Origin of the sequence: Breznakia pachnodae, assembly GCF_030814225.1 — a bacterium.
Classification (GTDB): domain Bacteria; phylum Bacillota_I; class Bacilli_A; order Erysipelotrichales; family Erysipelotrichaceae; genus Breznakia; species Breznakia pachnodae.
The window spans coordinates 59,242-77,005 of record NZ_JAUSUR010000008.1 but is presented as its reverse complement, the minus strand read 5'-3'; the positions used below and the strand labels follow the sequence as shown (position 1 = coordinate 77,005).

The 17,764-nt window shown below is 33.8% G+C and carries 15 protein-coding genes; 6 read left to right on the top strand and 9 right to left on the bottom strand.

All coding sequences use genetic code 11. The features are described 5' to 3' along the window. Window positions 1-3: 3 nt before the first annotated feature. The 3 genes from J2S15_RS17715 to J2S15_RS17705 all read right to left on the bottom strand — a co-directional run bounded on the left by J2S15_RS17715 (window position 4) and on the right by J2S15_RS17705 (window position 5,002). Window positions 4-2,307, bottom strand: a complete 2,304-nt coding sequence (locus tag J2S15_RS17715; protein ID WP_307410886.1) for an FtsK/SpoIIIE family DNA translocase — start codon at window positions 2,305-2,307, stop codon at window positions 4-6. 9 nt (window positions 2,308-2,316) lie between these two features. After that, the gene (locus J2S15_RS17710) at window positions 2,317-3,981 is read right to left on the bottom strand and encodes a ribonuclease J (protein WP_307410883.1); all 1,665 of its coding nucleotides are present in this window, start codon (window positions 3,979-3,981) and stop codon (window positions 2,317-2,319) included. 85 nt (window positions 3,982-4,066) lie between these two features. Continuing rightward, the gene (locus tag J2S15_RS17705; RefSeq protein ID WP_307410881.1) at window positions 4,067-5,002 is read right to left on the bottom strand and encodes a D-2-hydroxyacid dehydrogenase; all 936 of its coding nucleotides are present in this window, start codon (window positions 5,000-5,002) and stop codon (window positions 4,067-4,069) included. A 115-nt stretch (window positions 5,003-5,117) separates the two neighbouring features. Between J2S15_RS17705 and J2S15_RS17700 the strand changes: the two genes are divergently transcribed. From J2S15_RS17700 to J2S15_RS17685, 4 genes are read left to right on the top strand one after another with little or no spacing between them, the layout of a single operon-like run. Then, window positions 5,118-8,054, top strand: coding sequence for an acyl-CoA dehydratase activase (locus J2S15_RS17700; protein WP_307410878.1), 2,937 nt, complete (start codon window positions 5,118-5,120; stop codon window positions 8,052-8,054). Beyond that, entirely contained in the window at window positions 8,047-9,294 is a 1,248-nt protein-coding gene (locus J2S15_RS17695; RefSeq protein ID WP_307410875.1) for a 2-hydroxyacyl-CoA dehydratase, read from the top strand. The genes J2S15_RS17700 and J2S15_RS17695 overlap by 8 nt, the downstream gene beginning before the upstream one ends. 3 nt (window positions 9,295-9,297) lie before the next feature. After that, on the top strand, window positions 9,298-10,026 hold the full coding sequence (locus J2S15_RS17690) for a putative ABC transporter permease (protein WP_307410873.1): 729 nt from the start codon (window positions 9,298-9,300) through the stop codon (window positions 10,024-10,026). A 57-nt stretch (window positions 10,027-10,083) separates the two neighbouring features. Beyond that, a complete protein-coding gene (locus tag J2S15_RS17685) occupies window positions 10,084-10,716 on the top strand; it encodes an alpha/beta fold hydrolase (protein ID WP_307410871.1) in 633 nt (210 codons plus the stop codon). Window positions 10,717-10,734: 18 nt separating this feature from the next. Here the strand turns inward: J2S15_RS17685 and J2S15_RS17680 are convergent, their stop codons facing one another. The 3 genes from J2S15_RS17680 to cysK all read right to left on the bottom strand — a co-directional run bounded on the left by J2S15_RS17680 (window position 10,735) and on the right by cysK (window position 13,110). Continuing rightward, window positions 10,735-11,448 carry an HAD family hydrolase gene (locus J2S15_RS17680; RefSeq protein ID WP_307410869.1) on the bottom strand — a complete coding sequence of 238 codons (714 nt, stop codon included), beginning with the start codon at window positions 11,446-11,448 and terminating at the stop codon, window positions 10,735-10,737. Beyond that, a complete protein-coding gene (locus J2S15_RS17675; protein ID WP_307410867.1) occupies window positions 11,448-12,095 on the bottom strand; it encodes an HAD family hydrolase in 648 nt (215 codons plus the stop codon). Before J2S15_RS17675 ends, J2S15_RS17680 begins: the two co-directional genes overlap by 1 nt. An 88-nt stretch (window positions 12,096-12,183) precedes the next feature. Continuing rightward, entirely contained in the window at window positions 12,184-13,110 is a 927-nt protein-coding gene (gene cysK, locus J2S15_RS17670; RefSeq protein ID WP_307410864.1) for a cysteine synthase A, read from the bottom strand. Between the two features lie 146 nt (window positions 13,111-13,256). On the opposite strand from cysK, the gene J2S15_RS17665 reads away from it, so the two are divergent. Both J2S15_RS17665 and J2S15_RS17660 read left to right on the top strand, forming a co-directional pair. Next, complete coding sequence (locus J2S15_RS17665) at window positions 13,257-13,685, top strand: RrF2 family transcriptional regulator (protein WP_307410861.1); 429 nt, start codon at window positions 13,257-13,259, stop codon at window positions 13,683-13,685. Next, the gene (locus J2S15_RS17660) at window positions 13,663-14,115 is read left to right on the top strand and encodes an RrF2 family transcriptional regulator (protein WP_307410858.1); all 453 of its coding nucleotides are present in this window, start codon (window positions 13,663-13,665) and stop codon (window positions 14,113-14,115) included. The genes J2S15_RS17665 and J2S15_RS17660 overlap by 23 nt, the downstream gene beginning before the upstream one ends. A 41-nt stretch (window positions 14,116-14,156) precedes the next feature. Here the strand turns inward: J2S15_RS17660 and nox are convergent, their stop codons facing one another. From nox to J2S15_RS17645, 3 genes are all read right to left on the bottom strand, one after another. Then, complete coding sequence (gene nox / locus J2S15_RS17655; protein ID WP_307410856.1) at window positions 14,157-15,494, bottom strand: H2O-forming NADH oxidase; 1,338 nt, start codon at window positions 15,492-15,494, stop codon at window positions 14,157-14,159. A gap of 106 nt (window positions 15,495-15,600) precedes the next feature. Beyond that, window positions 15,601-16,218, bottom strand: coding sequence for a DarT ssDNA thymidine ADP-ribosyltransferase family protein (locus tag J2S15_RS17650; protein ID WP_307410853.1), 618 nt, complete (start codon window positions 16,216-16,218; stop codon window positions 15,601-15,603). 149 nt (window positions 16,219-16,367) lie between these two features. Beyond that, the gene (locus tag J2S15_RS17645; protein ID WP_307410852.1) at window positions 16,368-17,762 is read right to left on the bottom strand and encodes a cadherin-like beta sandwich domain-containing protein; all 1,395 of its coding nucleotides are present in this window, start codon (window positions 17,760-17,762) and stop codon (window positions 16,368-16,370) included. Window positions 17,763-17,764 lie beyond the last annotated feature (2 nt).

Sequence of the window (17,764 nt, the reverse complement as noted above, 5' to 3'; positions counted from 1 at the left end):
CTTCTATTCCTCATCCATAGATGATTCATTCTTCACGTATACCTCTCTAGGTTTTGAACCGTTTGCAGGTCCAATAATACGTTGTTCTTCCAATATATCAATTAAACGCGCAGCACGTGAATATCCAATCGAAAATTTACGTTGGATAAACGATGTACTCGCTTTTCTAGATTCAATAACAAATGCTTTCACATCTTCATATAGAGGATCTGTAATATCATTTCCTCTTCCACCACCATTATCAACTGCTTCCAAACGGATAAACGTGTCTTCATAGTGTGGTTTTGCCTGCCTAGAACATGCATCAGCAATCGCTGATACTTCTTCATCAGAAACAAAACATCCTTGTACACGGATTGGATTGTTTTCACCTTGTGGAATGTATAGCATATCTCCCAATCCCAATAGTTTTTCTGCTCCCTGTTGATCAAGTATGGTACGTGAATCAATTGCTGAAGAAACAGCAAATGCGATTCTACTAGGGATGTTTGCTTTAATAACCCCAGTAATTACGTCAACACTTGGACGCTGTGTAGCAACTACTAAATGGATTCCTGCAGCACGTGCAAGTTGGGTAATACGTTGAATGCTTGCTTCCACATCTTTTGCGGCAACTAACATTAGGTCAGCTAACTCATCAATAATTACAACAACCCATGGCATCTTTTTAAGCTCAGGTTCACGATTGGCCATTGAATTATAACCAGCAATATTACGCACTCCGGCTTTTGCGAAGATATCATAGCGATCTTCCATCATCTTCACAACTACTTTTAATGCCCTGCTTGCTTCTTCACCATCTGTAATAACTGGACCAATTAAATGTGGTATGTTCATATATTGGGTGAACTCTACCTTCTTTGGATCAATTAATAACAGCTTCACTTCATCAGGTGTTGCTCTCATTAAAATTGAAGTAATAATACTATTTACACAAACACTCTTTCCACTACCAGTAGCACCAGCAATCAAAAGGTGGGGCATTTTATTTAATTCACCATAAATACAGTTTCCCATCAAATCCTTACCCAAAGCAAATAATAATTTCTTGTTTTCACTTCCTGCAGGTATCTGACGCATCAGTTCACGAATGTTTACCATTGTTTTCTCTTGATTAGGAATTTCAATTCCAACAGTACTCTTCCCAGGGATTGGAGCTTCAATACGAATATCCTTAGCTGCTAATCCCATTTTAATATCTTGTTGAAGATTACTAATTTTATTTACTCTTACCCCCATTTCTGGACGAAGTTCAAACTTGGTAACACTTGGACCAATATGCGTAGCAACTAATGTTGCATTTACACCAAACTGATTTAAGATATGAATCAGACGTTTTCCTGACTCATTTGCAGCAGATGAATTTGCACTACTTCTACCAGTTTTCTTAGGTACACTAAGCAGCGATAATTTTGGTAAGCTATAGTTTGAAAAGTCCTTTGTGTAAGGAGCATTCGTTTCACTTACTGTTTTTTTCTTTGGTTTCACATCATCTACTTTAATATCCAAAGGATTATTATCACGTTTTGGAGTACTTGAATTATCCATTACATCATCAACATTCATAAACATTGATGAGTTAGAATTTGTACTTACCGGCTCTTCATGTAGTAAATCTGCATAATCTTCCACATAAGTTTCAGGTTCATCATATTCAAAGAAATCAGCTTCCTGATCATCATTGATTGTTTTTATCTTTCTGCGCTCTGACATCCCTTTGAACCATCGAGGGATTACTAAAAAAGCAGAACCCAGTTTCTTTCTTCCTTCTTGACTCAAATTCAAAAGCAAAGTTACTAATGATAGTAATGCAAGAATGATATAAGTACCAACCTTATCAAATAAGGTTGAGATACCACCATAGATAACCGCACCTATAATTCCTCCACCGGCATCAAATGTACCATTGAAGATAAATGCTGTATTTTTTGTATAGTAATCAATTACTTTCATACCAGTTACATTTGTTTCCATCATTGTTGCCAGAAACGTTAATGCAATTAGAAAAAAAACAATCCCACTAATAACGTATTTTAGTGATAATCCTTTAAATGTTTTCTTAATCATATAATAGATAGCAGCCAAGATTATGAACCCAAAAACGAAAATTGCCAGACTACCTACTACATAACGCATGCAGTGATGTAGAAACTCTCCAACCAGTCCAACACTCAATCCACCAATTAAGGCAATTGTGATAATAATTAGACTGTAGACATAGAGAAGAACCTCGTTCTCAGTCTGAACGCGGTTCTTTTTTGTTTGTTTGGTATTTTTTTTCTTTGCAGTTGTCTTCTTTTTTGCCATATTACACCCCTAAGCTTTGTTTGATATTTCTAAGATTACTGGCAAGACCATTGGTCGTTTTCCCGTTTCTTTTGCCAGATATTTCTGAATTTTGTCTTTTGCCTCCTGGCGACATTCCAGATTTTCATAGCGGCGCTCTTTTACTGCCTTATTTACAGTGTCCTCCATGATTTTCATTACTTCTTTCACAAGATAATCAGCATCTTTGACATAAATCAGACCTCTAGTCTGAACATCAATTCCACTGACAATTTTCTTAGATTTGTTATCTAATGTTACACCAATGATCATAACTCCGTCTGTTGATAACCATTCTCTGTCCTTTAAGACAACTCCAGTTACGTCCCAGTTTGAATCACCATCAATTAATGTATCTTCAAGTTCAATAATTTCTTGTGTATTTACTAATTTATTATTAATAAACTCAGCAACCTGTCCATTATCCAAAAGCACAATTCTGTTATCCGAGAATCCCATCATAGTAGCCAGATTCGCATTTGCGATCAAATGACGGTACTCACCTTTGATTGGTAAGTAATATTTTGGTTTAAACAAGTACAATGCCATTTTTAAATCTTCACTTGATGGATGCATACTTGCAACATCTTTCGCCTTAAACGAATAGATTCTTCCACCTTCCTTGTAGATTTCATTTTCCATATTTACTGCTTCATGTTCCGTACCACTTACAACCGGACTAGCAACGATGATGGTATCATCTTTCTTTAACTCAACATATTTGTCTTCGTTTGTTGCGATTGTAGAAACCTTTAAGAACAAACGTTTTCCACGTCCTGTAACCAGTACAACAACATCTTTCATATCGTTTTTAAAATCTTTCTTTTCGATAAGTGCATTTTTAGGTAATTTATAATATCCTAATTCTTCCAGATACGTTAATGTTTTACGCATCTCATTATCACGAATGAAAATCTTCTTTTTAAATTTAATCGCTAAGTCCAATATCTCTAATATACGATATAGACTTTGTCGATAACAAGCAACGATAAATCTTCCATCATTTGCTTCGAAAATTGGTTCGATTTTACTTGTAACTTTATGCTTTGGTGCAGTATGCCCTTCAATGTCAGCACTTACTGATTCACTCAGTAAACAAAGTACTCCTTCTTTACCAATTTCACTTAATTCATTTAAATCACATACATATTCTCTTTGTAACGTATTGTAGTCAATGATGAACTCTCCACTGTATACAATATATCCTTGTGATGATTTAATTGCAATTCCATAATTGTCTGGAGATGCATGTGTCATTGCAAACGTTCTAATTTCCACACCATCTACTTTGAATTTTGATGTACGATCAATTACATTTAAAATATAATCTTTAATGCCTTCTTTTTCTAATAAATCCTTAATAAACAATGAAGTAAACTTCCCTGTATATACTGGTATATTTACTTGCTTCAGTAAGAATGGCAGTGCACGCATTACATCATCATGTGCATGGGTAATAAAAATTCCACCTATTCTTTCCTTATTCTCTATTAAGTAGCTAAAATCAGGTATTACATATTCAACACCTAATAAAGCATTGTCTGGAAACATAATTCCGGCTTCTATGATGAAGATTCTATTATTTACTTCAATCACCGTCATATTCTTTCCATTTTCATCTAGCCCACCCAGGGCAAATATTCTAACTTTATCCATTATAACCTCTTTCTTTATTTAATGTTTGTTATGAAATTATCTTTCGTTATTATATCATAAAATAAGCGAAAGTAGTATTCGTAAGCTATTGGCGATAACCTATTTTAAAATCAACAATATTACGTAATTCTTCCCCGCTTGAAAAGCGTTCTAAGTTATCTAGAACTAGTTCTTCAAATAATCTGCGAGTTTCTTTATTCGCAAAGGTACCTGAAACATGTGGAGTTAATACAACATTATCAAAATCCCATAGTTTCGATTTTGCATCCAAGGGTTCTTCTTCATATACATCAAGATGTACACCACCAAAATGATTTTTTTCTAACACGCGAATAAGAGCATCCTGATCAATTGCATTGCCTCTACCAACATTGAGTAGATAACTGCCTTTTTTCATAAGCTCTAATTGTTTCAATCCCATTACTGCATTGGTTGATGTATGTTTGGGTAACGCCATAACAACAACATCGGCTCTAGGTAACAGCGTATCTAGTTCATCAATCGTAAACATTTCATCAAACCCTTCAACAAGGTCCCTACTGCGTTTACGTACCCCAATGGTATAACCACCAAGTGCCTTGATTGCAGATGCATAATGCGCACCTAAATCACCCGTACCTAAAATTACAAATGTGCTTCCATATATTAATTGTGTTTTATGAATCGGTTCCCACTTGTGTTCCTCTTGTGTTAATGCATAATGTTTCATATTACGCATCAAAGCCAACGTATATAATACCAGATGTTCACTGATAGTTCTACCAAATGTTCCACTGGCATTTGTTAATACAGCATCTTGTGGTAAATCATCTTCAGTATAATTATCATTACCTGCCGAATATAATTGTACCCACTTCAGATTCTTTCCATATTTCAATAACTCTGGCTTTGTATTACCAATTAGTATATCACAATCTTCAATCTGTGCTTCATTTATGCTTTTATAATATTCGTACGTTCCATATGAACGTATTTGATTTTGCTTTGTTTCATCAAAATTATATAGACTAATTATTTTCAAAATCTCACCTCTAGACTATTATATCACAATATCGAAACAGATAAGTGGATATTCAAATTGAGATGTGTTAAAATAATTGATACGATAAAAATTAAAAGGAATGGTTGAGATAAATATGACATATAAAGTAGGACTAGATATTGGTTCAACTACAATTAAAGCAGTTGTTCTAGATCAGGAAGACAATATTATCTATAAAAGTTACGAACGACACAAATCAAGAGTGCGTGAAATGGCGCTGGAAAAGATTGTTGAACTAGAACCAATGTTAAAGGATCAAAAAATCAAGATTGCTATAACAGGATCAGCAGGACTTGGAATTGCCAACATGGGAGAACTTCCATTTGTTCAAGAAGTGTTTGCTACAACCAAAGCGGTGAAGAAATTCCATAGTGATAGTGATGTAGTAATTGAACTTGGTGGTGAAGATGCAAAAATCATCTTTCTAAAAGGTGCGGTTGAAGAGCGAATGAACTCAACTTGCGCTGGAGGGACTGGTGCTTTTATTGACCAGATGGCTTCACTACTAAACGTTGATTTAGAAACATTAGATGAACTAAGTCAAAACTATACAAAAATATATCCAATCGCTTCACGTTGTGGAGTTTTTGCGAAGACAGATATTCAACCTTTGATTAATCAAGGGGCTCAAAAAGAAAACATTGCGGTAAGTATTTTTCAAGCTGTTGTTGACCAGACAATCACAGGATTGGCTCAAGGTCGTAGAATAGAAGGAAAGATACTATTTTTAGGTGGTCCATTATCATTTAATAAAGGATTGCGTCAACGTTTTATTGAAACATTAAAACTTAAAGACGATCAGGCATTAATACCTGAAATGGGTCCATATTTTGTTGCTCTTGGAGCTGCAGTTTATGCTGATGCTGAGAATGATTCATTTAGCTTCAGACAAGTTCATGATGCACTAAAAAGAAGTGCAAATACTAAAGTAACTACAGCTGGTTTGCCTCCCCTATTTCATAGTGATGATGAATATATGGAATTTAAGAACCGTCATAATCTAGCAAAAGTGAACGAAACACCTTTGGATGGATATAAAGGAAAAGCATATCTAGGTATTGATGCAGGTTCCACAACTACAAAGATTGTTCTTTTAGATGAAGAAAATCAAATATTATATTCTAATTATACAAGTAATAAAGGAAATCCTATCGATGTTGTAAAAGCACAATTGAAGCAAATCTATACAATTAATCCAGACATTAAAATTGCCTCAAGTGGTGTGACTGGATATGGTGAAGAATTGATTCGTCAGGCATTCCATCTGGATCATGGTGAAGTTGAAACAATCTCTCACTATCGTGCAGCAAAACATTTTGAGCCAAACGTTGATTTTATTATTGATATTGGTGGTCAGGATATGAAGTGCTTTAAGATTAAGGAAGAACGTATTGATGAAATCATCTTAAATGAAGCGTGCAGTAGTGGTTGTGGTTCGTTTATTGAAACATTCGCAAAATCACTGGGATATGACATTGTTCAATTCTCTCAAATGGGACTTGTTGGTAAGAATCCAGTTGACCTTGGTTCAAGATGTACCGTATTTATGAACTCAAGTGTAAAGCAAGCACAAAAGAATGGTGCAACGATTGAAGATATTAGTGCTGGACTTGCTATTTCAGTAGTTAAGAATGCATTATATAAAGTTATTCGTATTAATGACCCTGAAGATCTTGGTAAAAATATTGTTGTTCAAGGTGGTACATTCTTAAATGATACTGTATTACGTAGTTTTGAAATTGAATTAGGAAAGAATGTTGTTCGCCCACAAATCTCAGGACTTATGGGAGCTTTTGGAATTGCATTAATTGCCAAAGAAGCACAACCTGAGCAAAGTACAACAATGACAATGAAAGAGTTGGAAGAATTTACGCATGAATCAAGAGTAGTGAACTGTAAACTGTGTACAAACCACTGTGGTCTTACAATTAACACATTTAATGATGGAAAACGTTTGATTGCTGGTAATAAGTGCGAGCGTCCAATTAAAGGTGAAGCAAACTTCGACATTCCAAATGTTTATAGTTTTAAATATTCAAAATTAGAAGAATACAACGATATCAAAGGTAGTGGTGAGCGTGGAACGCTTGGATTGCCAATGGTTTTAAATATGTATGATAACTTGCCTTTCTGGCATACATTCTTTACAGAGTTAGGGTTTGATGTTGTCTTATCAGATAAATCAAACAAAGCTCTTTATAACTTAGGACAACATACGATTCCTTCAGATACAGCATGTTACCCTGCTAAGATTGTGCATGGTCATATCTTAAATCTAGTTGATAAAAAGGTAGATCGTATTTTCTACCCTGCAATGACATATAACTTTGATGAAGGAATCAGTGAAAACTGTTTCAACTGTCCTGTTGTTGCCTACTATCCAGAAGTAGTAGAAGCAAACATTGATATGGATACAGAATTCTTATACCCTTATGTTAGTTTGAATAATCGCAAAGATTTCGTGAAAAAGATTTATAAATACTTTAAGGAAAAGAATCTTGGAATTAAGCGTAAAGAAATTGAACTTGCTTCCAACAAAGCATACGACAAATACAAGCAGCATCAGCATGAGGTTGATGAGTATGCTATTAAGGCTCTAGAGTATGCAGAGAGTGAAAATATTATGGCTATCTGTCTAGCAGGTCGCCCATATCATATTGACCCAGAAATTAATCACGGGATTGATCGTCTGATAACATCACTTGGATGTGCGGTTATTAGTGAAGATAGCGTAGCTCGTAATTCTGAGTTTAAGAAACTGAAAGTATTAAACCAATGGACATATCATGCAAGATTATATCAAGCTGCAAAATATATTGGTACATTAGAAAACTGTGAACTTGTACAACTTGTTTCGTTTGGATGTGGACTGGATTCTATTACAACGGATGAGATTCGTGATATCTTAAAAGAAAATGATAAATTATATACACAAATTAAGATTGATGAAATTGATAACTTGGGAGCAGTTAAAATACGTATTCGTTCCCTATTGGCTGCGATGAGAAATAGAGGTGAAGTAAGTGAGTAATACTGTAGAACGTGTTGAATTTACAACTGAAATGAAAAAAACTCATACTATCCTTATTCCAAATATGCTGAATATGCATTTTGAAATCTTAGAACAAATGTTGATTTCAGAAGGATATAAAGTAGAATTATTGAAAACAATGCATCATAATATTGTGAATGAAGGTGTAAAAAACGTACATAATGACACTTGTTACCCTGCTCTTCTAGTTGTTGGTCAAATGATTGATGCCTTAAAGAGTGGTAAGTATGACTTAGACAAAGTTGCACTGATTATCACCCAAACTGGTGGAGGTTGTCGTGCAAGTAATTATATTCATTTGCTTAGAAAAGCACTAAAGAATAATGGAATGGCTCACGTCCCTGTTATCTCAGTTAACTTCTATGGATTAGAAAAGAATAGTGGATTTCAATTCACTTATAAATTTATTATCAAAGCAATTTACGCTATTATCTATGGTGATATGCTAATGTGGATATCAAATCAATGTAAACCATATGAAATTAATCCTGGTGATACCGAGAAGGTTGACCATAAATGGACAAAGAAAATCGCAGATAGTTTACACTCCCCTTCTTTCTTAAGGGTGAAGAAAACATACAAAGCAATATTAGATGATTATGCAGCAATTCCTAGACGAAAGGAAGAAAAAGTTCGGGTAGGTATTGTCGGTGAAATTTATATGAAATATTCCCCACTTGGTAATAATCAATTGGAAGAATTCTTATTAAAAGAAGGTGCTGAACCAGTATTGTCAGGTCTAATGGATTTCATTGCTTACTGTTGTGAGAATATGATCCTAGATTATGATTTATACAATATTAATAAGATGAATCGTAACTTTGCCAGAGTTGCGATGAAATACTTAGTTCATAGTCAAAATAAAATGATTAAAGCAATAAAAAAACATGGTGAATTTAGAGCGATGGCAAACTTTAATAAAGTTAAAGTTATGGCCAATGATTATATTTCCAAAGGTGTTAAAATGGGAGAAGGTTGGCTTTTGACCTGTGAAATGATAGAATTAATTCATTCAGGGGTAAACAATGTTATCTGTACACAACCATTTGGTTGCTTACCAAATCACATCGTTGCGAAAGGAATGATGAGAAAGATAAAAGACAATTACCCTCAATCAAACATAGTTGCGATTGATTATGACCCAGGAGCTAGTACAACAAATCAAGAAAATCGTATTAAACTGATGTTATCAAACGCAAAGATGAACTTGGAGAAATAACCTATGTCACCTTATACAATATTCCTATATTTCATAACGTATGCCTTTATGGGTTGGTGTTGTGAAACAACTTATGTTAGTTTAGCAAAAAGAAAATTTGTAAATCGAGGGTTCATGTATGGACCACTGTGCCCTATCTATGGATTTGGTGCATTACTCGTTTTGTATGTATTAGAACCTTTCACAGGTTATCCAATCATAATCTTTGCATTAGGAATGATTGTAACATCAATTTTAGAGTATTTTACCAGTTGGCTAATGGAAGCAATATTCCACATTCGCTGGTGGGATTATTCAACTTATAAATACAACATCAAAGGAAGAGTTTGTTTAAAGAATTCTCTAATGTTTGGTGTGTTGGGACTTGTTGTTGTATATGGTATTCACCCAGTAGTAAATGGCGTTATTGAGACAATTCCTGAATATATCCAAATCACCCTTGGTGCAATCTTCTTGTTTGTATTTGTTTGTGATTTTGCATTCTCAACACTTGGAGCTATCAATGTGGATAGAGCTCTTGTTGAAATTGAAAAATTATCAGATGAAATTCAACAGAATGGTGAAATAACAAGACAAAAAATTACGAAGAAACTTCAATCAATGATTATAAAAGTGGAAAAACGTTATAATCACTTTAAAAAAGCATATCCTGGATTGGAACACAACAACTTCCAATTTGATCGTGATATTATTGATGAAGTAATTCAAAAAATGAAAGAATTTATTAAATAAGATTTCCCTATTTAGTGGAAGTCTTTTATTATATATACAGAAAGTGATGTGAATATTATGAAATTATTATTTTTGTCTGGTATCGGATGTATTGAAGAGATTTGGAATCCAGTTAAATCATATATCAAAGATTATGATTGTACGTTTATAACTTACCCAAGAACTGTCACTAAGCAAGCAAATTCAATCAATGATCTTGCAGACTGGTTATTTAATATAGTAAAAGACCAAAGCTATGATGTAATTATTGGTCATAGCGCTGGAGGTCTCATTGCCCTGCAACTTCTTAATGATTATTCATACACAACAAGTAAACTTGTTCTGGTAGAGTCAAATTTAAAGCCTGCTAAGGCCTTTTATCGTAATCTAGTACTGAATGATACAACAAGTGAATATAAATATATTATAAAAATGTTACGTAGTGAAATGCCTTATTATACTGAGGCATTCCAATCATCAATTCAAAATGATTTTGATTATACTTATTTATTAGATAAACTGCATATTCCTGTATATGTATTATATGGAGACCGTGGGAATCCTAATTATAAAAATCGATTCTCGGACTTATGTTTAGATGATAATATATTAAATCAATTGAATATAAGATTTGTTGCAAATTCGTGTCATATGCCAATGATAGAATCGCCAGAAGAATTTTCTAAAATACTAATAGAATCGATAAAATAAAAATCCTTTTCAGGATTTTTATTTTACATTTTCAAATGTTTTCACTAACTCAAGGAATGCCTTAGAGTCATCACACCAATTTGCAGTGATTGGTGCATCATTTCTATTAATTAAATGATCATTAATTAAGTATAGTGGAACATTAAGGGCCTGTATTGCTCCATCTTCCTGGGCATCATTACCAACCATAATACAGTTATCACGGTCTACATTATACTTTTCTATCACTTCTTCAAAGTATTGTGGATTCGGTTTACAGTAATGAAAGTCTTCAAATGTAGTTACATAATCAAATGCATCAGAATCCACTCCGCTCCATCTTAAACGCGAGTGACTTGCGATACTTGGAAATAATGGATTTGTTGAACAAATCATTCGATACCCTTTCCGTTTTAAGATATCAATCGCTTCCACAATAGCTGGATTTACATTTACTGTATCTTCAATCTTTTGAAAATCATGTTGGTAAAAGCTTTCAAAATCACTTTCAATTTCTTCCTTTGGAATACCTGATACCTGTTCAAAAGTTGACCAAAAGATATCTGCATTCGTCAGTGAACCATCATTTTTCATCATTGCTGAAGTTCCTGCATAAATTGCCTTTACTAGTTGTTTTGAATCATACTTGGTATCCTTAAAGCAATTATCAATCAAACCAAAATAACGTTGTGTAAATTCTTCTAAATCCATCGATAGTAGTGTGCCATCTAAATCAAATAAAATCGTATTCATTACCGTTCCCCCTTATGAATTAATTTGTAAATATTCGGATTGGTAAAATCCTGAATTGTCATGATCGTATCATTGTTGTTCATATCATTTCTTACACCAACAATTGCAGTTACACCTGCTTCCCTCGCAAAACGAATTCCACTTTGTGAATCTTCAAATACAATGCAGTTTTCAATTGGTGTATCTAAAATATCGGCTGCTTTTTTAAACATTGTAATCTTATTTTCATGTGTTCCATCATCGTATACAATATTCTCTCTATTAAACCAACGTCCTAGTTCAAAGAAATCATAAAAAAAGTCAATGTTTTCTTTAATTGATGCACTGGCTATTGTCATCGGAATATTATTCTCTTTTAAGTAATCCAGAAACTCAGGTAGTCCTTCAACCAACGCTAATTCATGCTCTTCTACCATATCACGATATACATGTTCTTTATATTGTGATAGACATTTATTTTGTTGAGAATCTACATCCTTTATTAAGTATTCAATAATTTTTTCATTCACAACACCATGCATATGTTGTTGTAATTCTTCATCACTAAGTGGTGTTCCTCTTAGTTCTTTTGTAATTGACTTCCATGCTTCATCATGAAGATAACCATCGAAAATCATTGTTCCATTAAAATCAAAGATGATTGCCATAGTAAACCTCTCTATTAACTAACAATAATTTTAACACAAAAAGCTTTTACTATCAAAATAAAAAGACGTCCTATTGACGTCTAATGTATTAATCAAATTTATATAAATCAGTTGATAAGTAACGTTCTCCACCATCTGCAAGGATAACAACAATACGTTTCCCCTTGTTCTCAGGTCGTTTCGCCACTTCTAAGGCTGCATACATCGCAGCACCACTACTTATACCAACTGCAATCCCTTCGTCTGTAGAGACGTGTTGACTCGTTGCTATTGCATCTTCATCTTGTACCTGAATTATTTCATCTACAACTTTAGAACTATATACTCCTGGAATAAATCCAGCACTAATTCCTTGAATCTTATGTGGTCCTGGTTTACCACCAGATAACACTGGTGATTTTGCAGCTTCCACAGCAATTAATTTAATATAAGGATTCTTTTCCTTTAAGTACTCGCCAACTCCTGAAATTGTTCCACCAGTACCTACAGCAGATACAAAAATATCAATCTTTCCATCTGTATCATTGTAGATTTCTTCTGCGGTTGTTTGGTAGTGTGATTTTGGATTTGCAGGGTTTTCAAATTGCTGAAGCATAAAGTAATCAGGATGTTCCTGAACCATTTTCACTGCAGTAGCAATCGCCTCTTTCATTCCTCCAGCTGCGCTCGTTAGTATTAGGTTGGCTCCATATCCTTGAATCAGTTTTCTTCTTTCAATACTCATTGATTCAGGCATAACAATTGTTAACTTAATTCCTAAAGCTGCTGCAACCATTGCAAGTCCAATTCCTGTATTTCCACTTGTTGGTTCAACTAAAGTTGAATCCTTTGTAATAGTCCCTTTATCTAATGCATCTTTTACCATTCCATATGCAATACGATCTTTCACACTTCCCCCAGGATTAAATGATTCCAGTTTTGCTAACACTTCCGCATCACTAGTATTTAATTTATTGATTTTTACCAAAGGTGTGTTTCCAATCAATTCAGTAATATTATTATAAATCTTTGACATGTTTATGTTCCTCCACTCGATTTAATATCCTACTAATTTACTAGGATTATATCTTATATTTACGACATTGTCAATTAATTCGATTATTCCTATTATTTTTGTAGGAATTTATGTATTTATCCAATCTTTTGTGGTAAAATCATTGTATGAGAATTTCAAAAAAAGGAGTATATGCGATTGAGGCACTTGTTTATCTGTCTTATCGTGATGAAAAATTATCAATAACGGAAATTGCCAAAGCCAGAAATTGTTCTGCCAAGTTTTTGGAACATATTTTTAGTGCGTTAAAAAAGGCAGATATCCTAATCAGTACAAGGGGGAAAAATGGTGGTTATTCACTAAAAAAGGATGCTGAGGATATTACTTGTAAAGATATTGTTATTGCAGTTGAAGATAACCTGGAACCAGTTGCCTGTATTTCTGGCAGTTGCCCTCAGGAAAGTTATTGTATGACACGCCAATTATGGATTAACTTGCAAAATGAATTATATAAATCGTTGAGCAAAGTTAGTTTACATAGTTTGGTGGAAGCATATAAGGAGGCACTAGTACATGAAATTGACTACCAAATCTAGATATGGAGTAAGAATGTTGTTAGGTTTAGCAATTTTTGCTGATGATGGAGTAATTTCAGTTCGCTCTGCAAGTCGTCACCTGCAATTATCTACAAAGTATATTGAAAGTATTTGCTTAGCATTGAAAAAGAATCATTTCATTGAAAGTGTCCGTGGAATTAATGGTGGTTACCGCTTAGCAATGAAACCTGAAGATATTTCTATCTACAATGTAATCACTTCTATGGAAACTTATGATTCATTGGCACCACGCCATGTATATCCCGATTTATTAGCCAGAGTAACCTTTCGTGAACTATGGTATAAAGTCGATTCAGATATTAAAGATTACCTTTCAAATATATCAATTGCTGATCTTATCGAAATGAATGGTGGTCTTGAAGAAATAAAAAAACATAACTGGTATAAAAGTTATTTTGACATTGTATAAAGTTAACAAAAGGCTCAATCATCAATGATTGAGCCTATTTTTTATTTTGCTTGTAGAGCTGCCATTGTAATATAATTATATGGCTGATTGAAATGTGGTAAGAAGAAAATATCCAATAATTTCAACTTATCAATTGTAAGTTTTTCTTGGATTGCAAGAGAGAACATATGAATTCCCATTGAAATATCATAATTACTTGCTAATTGTGCACCAAGGATTCTTCTAGTATCTAAATCATAAACAATACGAATTTTTACTTTTTCATTGTCTTCTTCAATAAATGCTGGTTTCTGTAAATCTTCAAAATCAGTTGCAGCAGCATTAAATCCATGTTTTAAAGCCTTTGTAAGCGATAAACCAGTTGAAACCATATTCATGTTCCAGATACGAATTCCATTTGAACCCTGTACTCCTGCAGACTCTAATGGCGTTCCACACGCATTATGAGCAGCAACTATACCAGATCGAACTGCATTTGTAGCTAATGCAATATAATTTACATCTTGAATAGCATTATCATATACAGTAGCACAGTCACCAATTGCGTATACATCACTATCACTTGTCATTTGTGATTTATTAACTTCGTATGCACCATTCGCAAATAGTTTTAAATGATCTTTCCCTAATAAATTATTAGGTTTAAATCCAATCGCCATTACTACCATTTCAGTTTCATAACTTCCCTTATCTGTAACAACACGTTCTACTTTTCCATTACCTTCAATTTTTGTTACGGTTTCACCATAGCGTAATTCAATATCATGAGATCTAAGGTTTTCATCCATTAAGTCAGTAAATTCTGGATCATAGTATCCTGATAAACTAGTGTTTGCAACATCAATCAAACGAACTTCTTTTCCTTTACGTTTGAATGCTTCAGCAAGTTCTACACCAATATATCCAGCACCAACAATTGTTACATGCTTAATGTCTTCATGTACTTTTAGTTTGTCGATAACTTCCTGAGCATTTTGAAATAACTTCACAAACTGTACATTATCTAAATCCATTCCATCAATCGAAGGTTTAATTGGTAATGATCCAGTCGCTAAAATTAATCGATCATATTCTTTTGTAACTGTAGTACCCTCTTTTGTAGTTGCACTAACTAACTTTTTATCGAAGTCAATATTACCTACAGGCGTTTCCATATATACTTCAGCACCCTTATTTTCCATTGCTTCTTTGCTAGAATAGAATAGTCCATCAGAACCGCTTATCTGATCCCCAATCCATAATGCCATTCCACATCCTAAAAAACTAATATTTGAATTTCCATCAAATACTGTTACTTCACAATCTTTATAGTTGTCTAAGATTGTGTTGATCGCAGCTGTTCCTGCATGGTTTGCACCAATAATTACTATTTTTTTCATTGTATATAGTTCTCCTCTTACATCTTATCAGAATAATAGTAACCTATTTGTGAAAGCATTTACAATTGATATGCTCAGACTTACGTATAAAAATGGAAAACGACTACTATTCAGGCAGTCGTTTGTAGTTGTTTATTTTCCAAAATTCATAATCATGTCTTGTGTTAAAGTAAGTGTCGCAGATTTTTACTGTTGTTTTTATACTAGAAGGTATTGTTCCTTTATAGATAAAATAGTTCTCACGATCTTGAAAGTGTACCTCCTTAATATATTCAACAGGGATTTTATCATAACATAGTACTTTAGTTTGTACAGTGGTAGGATATTTGTCCTCCAAATGCATCTTTTCTCTACTTTGTTGATCTTCCACTTCGTTAAAAAGACTTTGAAATCCATCCTCACCATAAATAAGATCACTCCCCTTCATTGGTGAATAAGCACAGTTTGCATCATCTAAAATTGATGCATCAATTAATAAAATCACCCAAGGAAGATTATGTTGTCGAAAACGAATGGCATTAAATTGTACATAATCAGGAAATTCAATTGATAACGCTATTGCATCATGATACTTTCTACTTTTAAAATTAAAATAACTCTCAATGTTTTGTTCTGTTAATACTGTCCTTGGTAATAACCCATAGCGAAAAATACTGTAAAGATTCTCTGCTTGAGTAAAATGAACCAAATACTTAATATTGCGATCCTTTAAAATTTGCTTCATGAAACCTCCACTAATCATATTCATATAACCTACTTTTTATTATACTCCTTTATGGCAATCTTTGAAACCGCTTTCTTTAGAAATGAGCAAAGAAATTTGCCAAAGAAAAATGAGTTACCAAATTTCTTGATATCTCATTTTTTGAAATGTTATTCTTTATTTATTTTAGGTCTGCTTGATGTAATCGACTTCTTCTTCATTAATAGTAATGCTACTAATAATCCAGCAGTCGCTACTCCCAATCCTATTGTTGAATACAATAAGATATTCTTCATATCTGCATCACTCTTTAGTGATTCATACTCTTCCTGAGTGATTGGTGCTGCTCCACTAAATGGTTGTAGGGTTTGTGATTCTGACTCATACTGATATAACTTCATTACATCATTTTCATCCATTAGATACACTAACTTATAGTTCTTGAACTTTGTATTCTCAAATGTCCATCCTTCTAACTCGGTTTCTCCTACTGTTACCTTTCCAAATTTATACCCTTCCATCTTCTGCATCTCTTCTGGTATTGTGATGATTGCATAGTTCTTTCCAAACAATGCTGTCGGAATATAAATTGAGGTTACTTCTTTTGTCTTCTCATCATAGATGTAATAGTTTCTTTCACCTTTTTCATCTACCATATACAACAAGATTAATCCTGTACTTATTTTCTTTTGAGCTGTTACTTCATTTCCATCTATTGTTAGTTTGTATTCTTCGAATCCTTCTAACTTTGGTGCTGATTTCAATGTCAGTATTCCTAACTTATTACTTCCTAAATTCAAATATACTTCAGGTGTTTTCTCTACATAAGCATTGATTGTATATACTTTGCTTTGCTCCTTTGAAGTTACCGTTACTTCAATCTTATTTTCGCCTTCTTTTAATTCTTTCTTTCCAGTTCCACTTACGCTTGCTGCTGCATCTGCTGCTGTCGCTTCCACTGTAAGTTCTTTTATATCATTTGTTAGTTCTACTGTATAGTTTGTTGTTCCTGCTGCAAACGCTGGTGACAACTCTCCTGATGATACACTCAAAGATGCAAGATCTACATTTACTGTTTCTTCTTCCTCTTTGGTTGGATCTTCTGCTGTTTGGTTGTTGTCAGTAGCTCCACCACTGTTTCCTCCTGATGAGCCTCCTGAAGAACCTCCACTGCTTCCTCCTGATGATCCTCCACTGTTGTTTGCTACTACGGATACAGATACACTTTGACTTCCTGTTACTGGCTCAAACGTGCTTGAATCACTTACATCGGTTGCAGTTACTGTTACTGTTGTTGTTCCTGCTCCTGATGGTGTTACTGTTACACTTTGTGTATTATCTTCTACCCAAACTGATGTAGTTGATAATGTTCCATTACTTACAGCTAAATCAAATCTACCAGTTACACTTCCTCCCACACTTACGGTGAAAGAAGAGCCTACGTTTACTGATCCCGTAGATGCATATACGCTAAATCCAGCTGCTTGTATTGTCGTTGGTATAATCAGTGTCAATGACACTACTACTGCAATTGCTGCTACTGCTATTCTTTTAATATTTTTCATCA

What these genes read in the sequence shown, in the direction of transcription:
- J2S15_RS17715 (WP_307410886.1), bottom strand. Translation starts at nt 2,307, where the DNA reads ATGGCAAAAAAGAAGACAACTGCAAAGAAAAAAAATACCAAACAAACA.
- J2S15_RS17710 (WP_307410883.1), bottom strand. Translation starts at nt 3,981, where the DNA reads ATGGATAAAGTTAGAATATTTGCCCTGGGTGGGCTAGATGAAAATGGA.
- J2S15_RS17700 (WP_307410878.1), top strand. Translation starts at nt 5,118, where the DNA reads ATGACATATAAAGTAGGACTAGATATTGGTTCAACTACAATTAAAGCA.
- J2S15_RS17690 (WP_307410873.1), top strand. Translation starts at nt 9,298, where the DNA reads ATGTCACCTTATACAATATTCCTATATTTCATAACGTATGCCTTTATG.
- J2S15_RS17685 (WP_307410871.1), top strand. Translation starts at nt 10,084, where the DNA reads ATGAAATTATTATTTTTGTCTGGTATCGGATGTATTGAAGAGATTTGG.
- J2S15_RS17680 (WP_307410869.1), bottom strand. Translation starts at nt 11,448, where the DNA reads ATGAATACGATTTTATTTGATTTAGATGGCACACTACTATCGATGGAT.
- J2S15_RS17675 (WP_307410867.1), bottom strand. Translation starts at nt 12,095, where the DNA reads ATGGCAATCATCTTTGATTTTAATGGAACAATGATTTTCGATGGTTAT.
- cysK (WP_307410864.1), bottom strand. Translation starts at nt 13,110, where the DNA reads ATGTCAAAGATTTATAATAATATTACTGAATTGATTGGAAACACACCT.
- J2S15_RS17665 (WP_307410861.1), top strand. Translation starts at nt 13,257, where the DNA reads ATGAGAATTTCAAAAAAAGGAGTATATGCGATTGAGGCACTTGTTTAT.
- J2S15_RS17660 (WP_307410858.1), top strand. Translation starts at nt 13,663, where the DNA reads ATGAAATTGACTACCAAATCTAGATATGGAGTAAGAATGTTGTTAGGT.
- nox (WP_307410856.1), bottom strand. Translation starts at nt 15,494, where the DNA reads ATGAAAAAAATAGTAATTATTGGTGCAAACCATGCAGGAACAGCTGCG.
- J2S15_RS17650 (WP_307410853.1), bottom strand. Translation starts at nt 16,218, where the DNA reads ATGAAGCAAATTTTAAAGGATCGCAATATTAAGTATTTGGTTCATTTT.
- J2S15_RS17645 (WP_307410852.1), bottom strand. Translation starts at nt 17,762, where the DNA reads ATGAAAAATATTAAAAGAATAGCAGTAGCAGCAATTGCAGTAGTAGTG.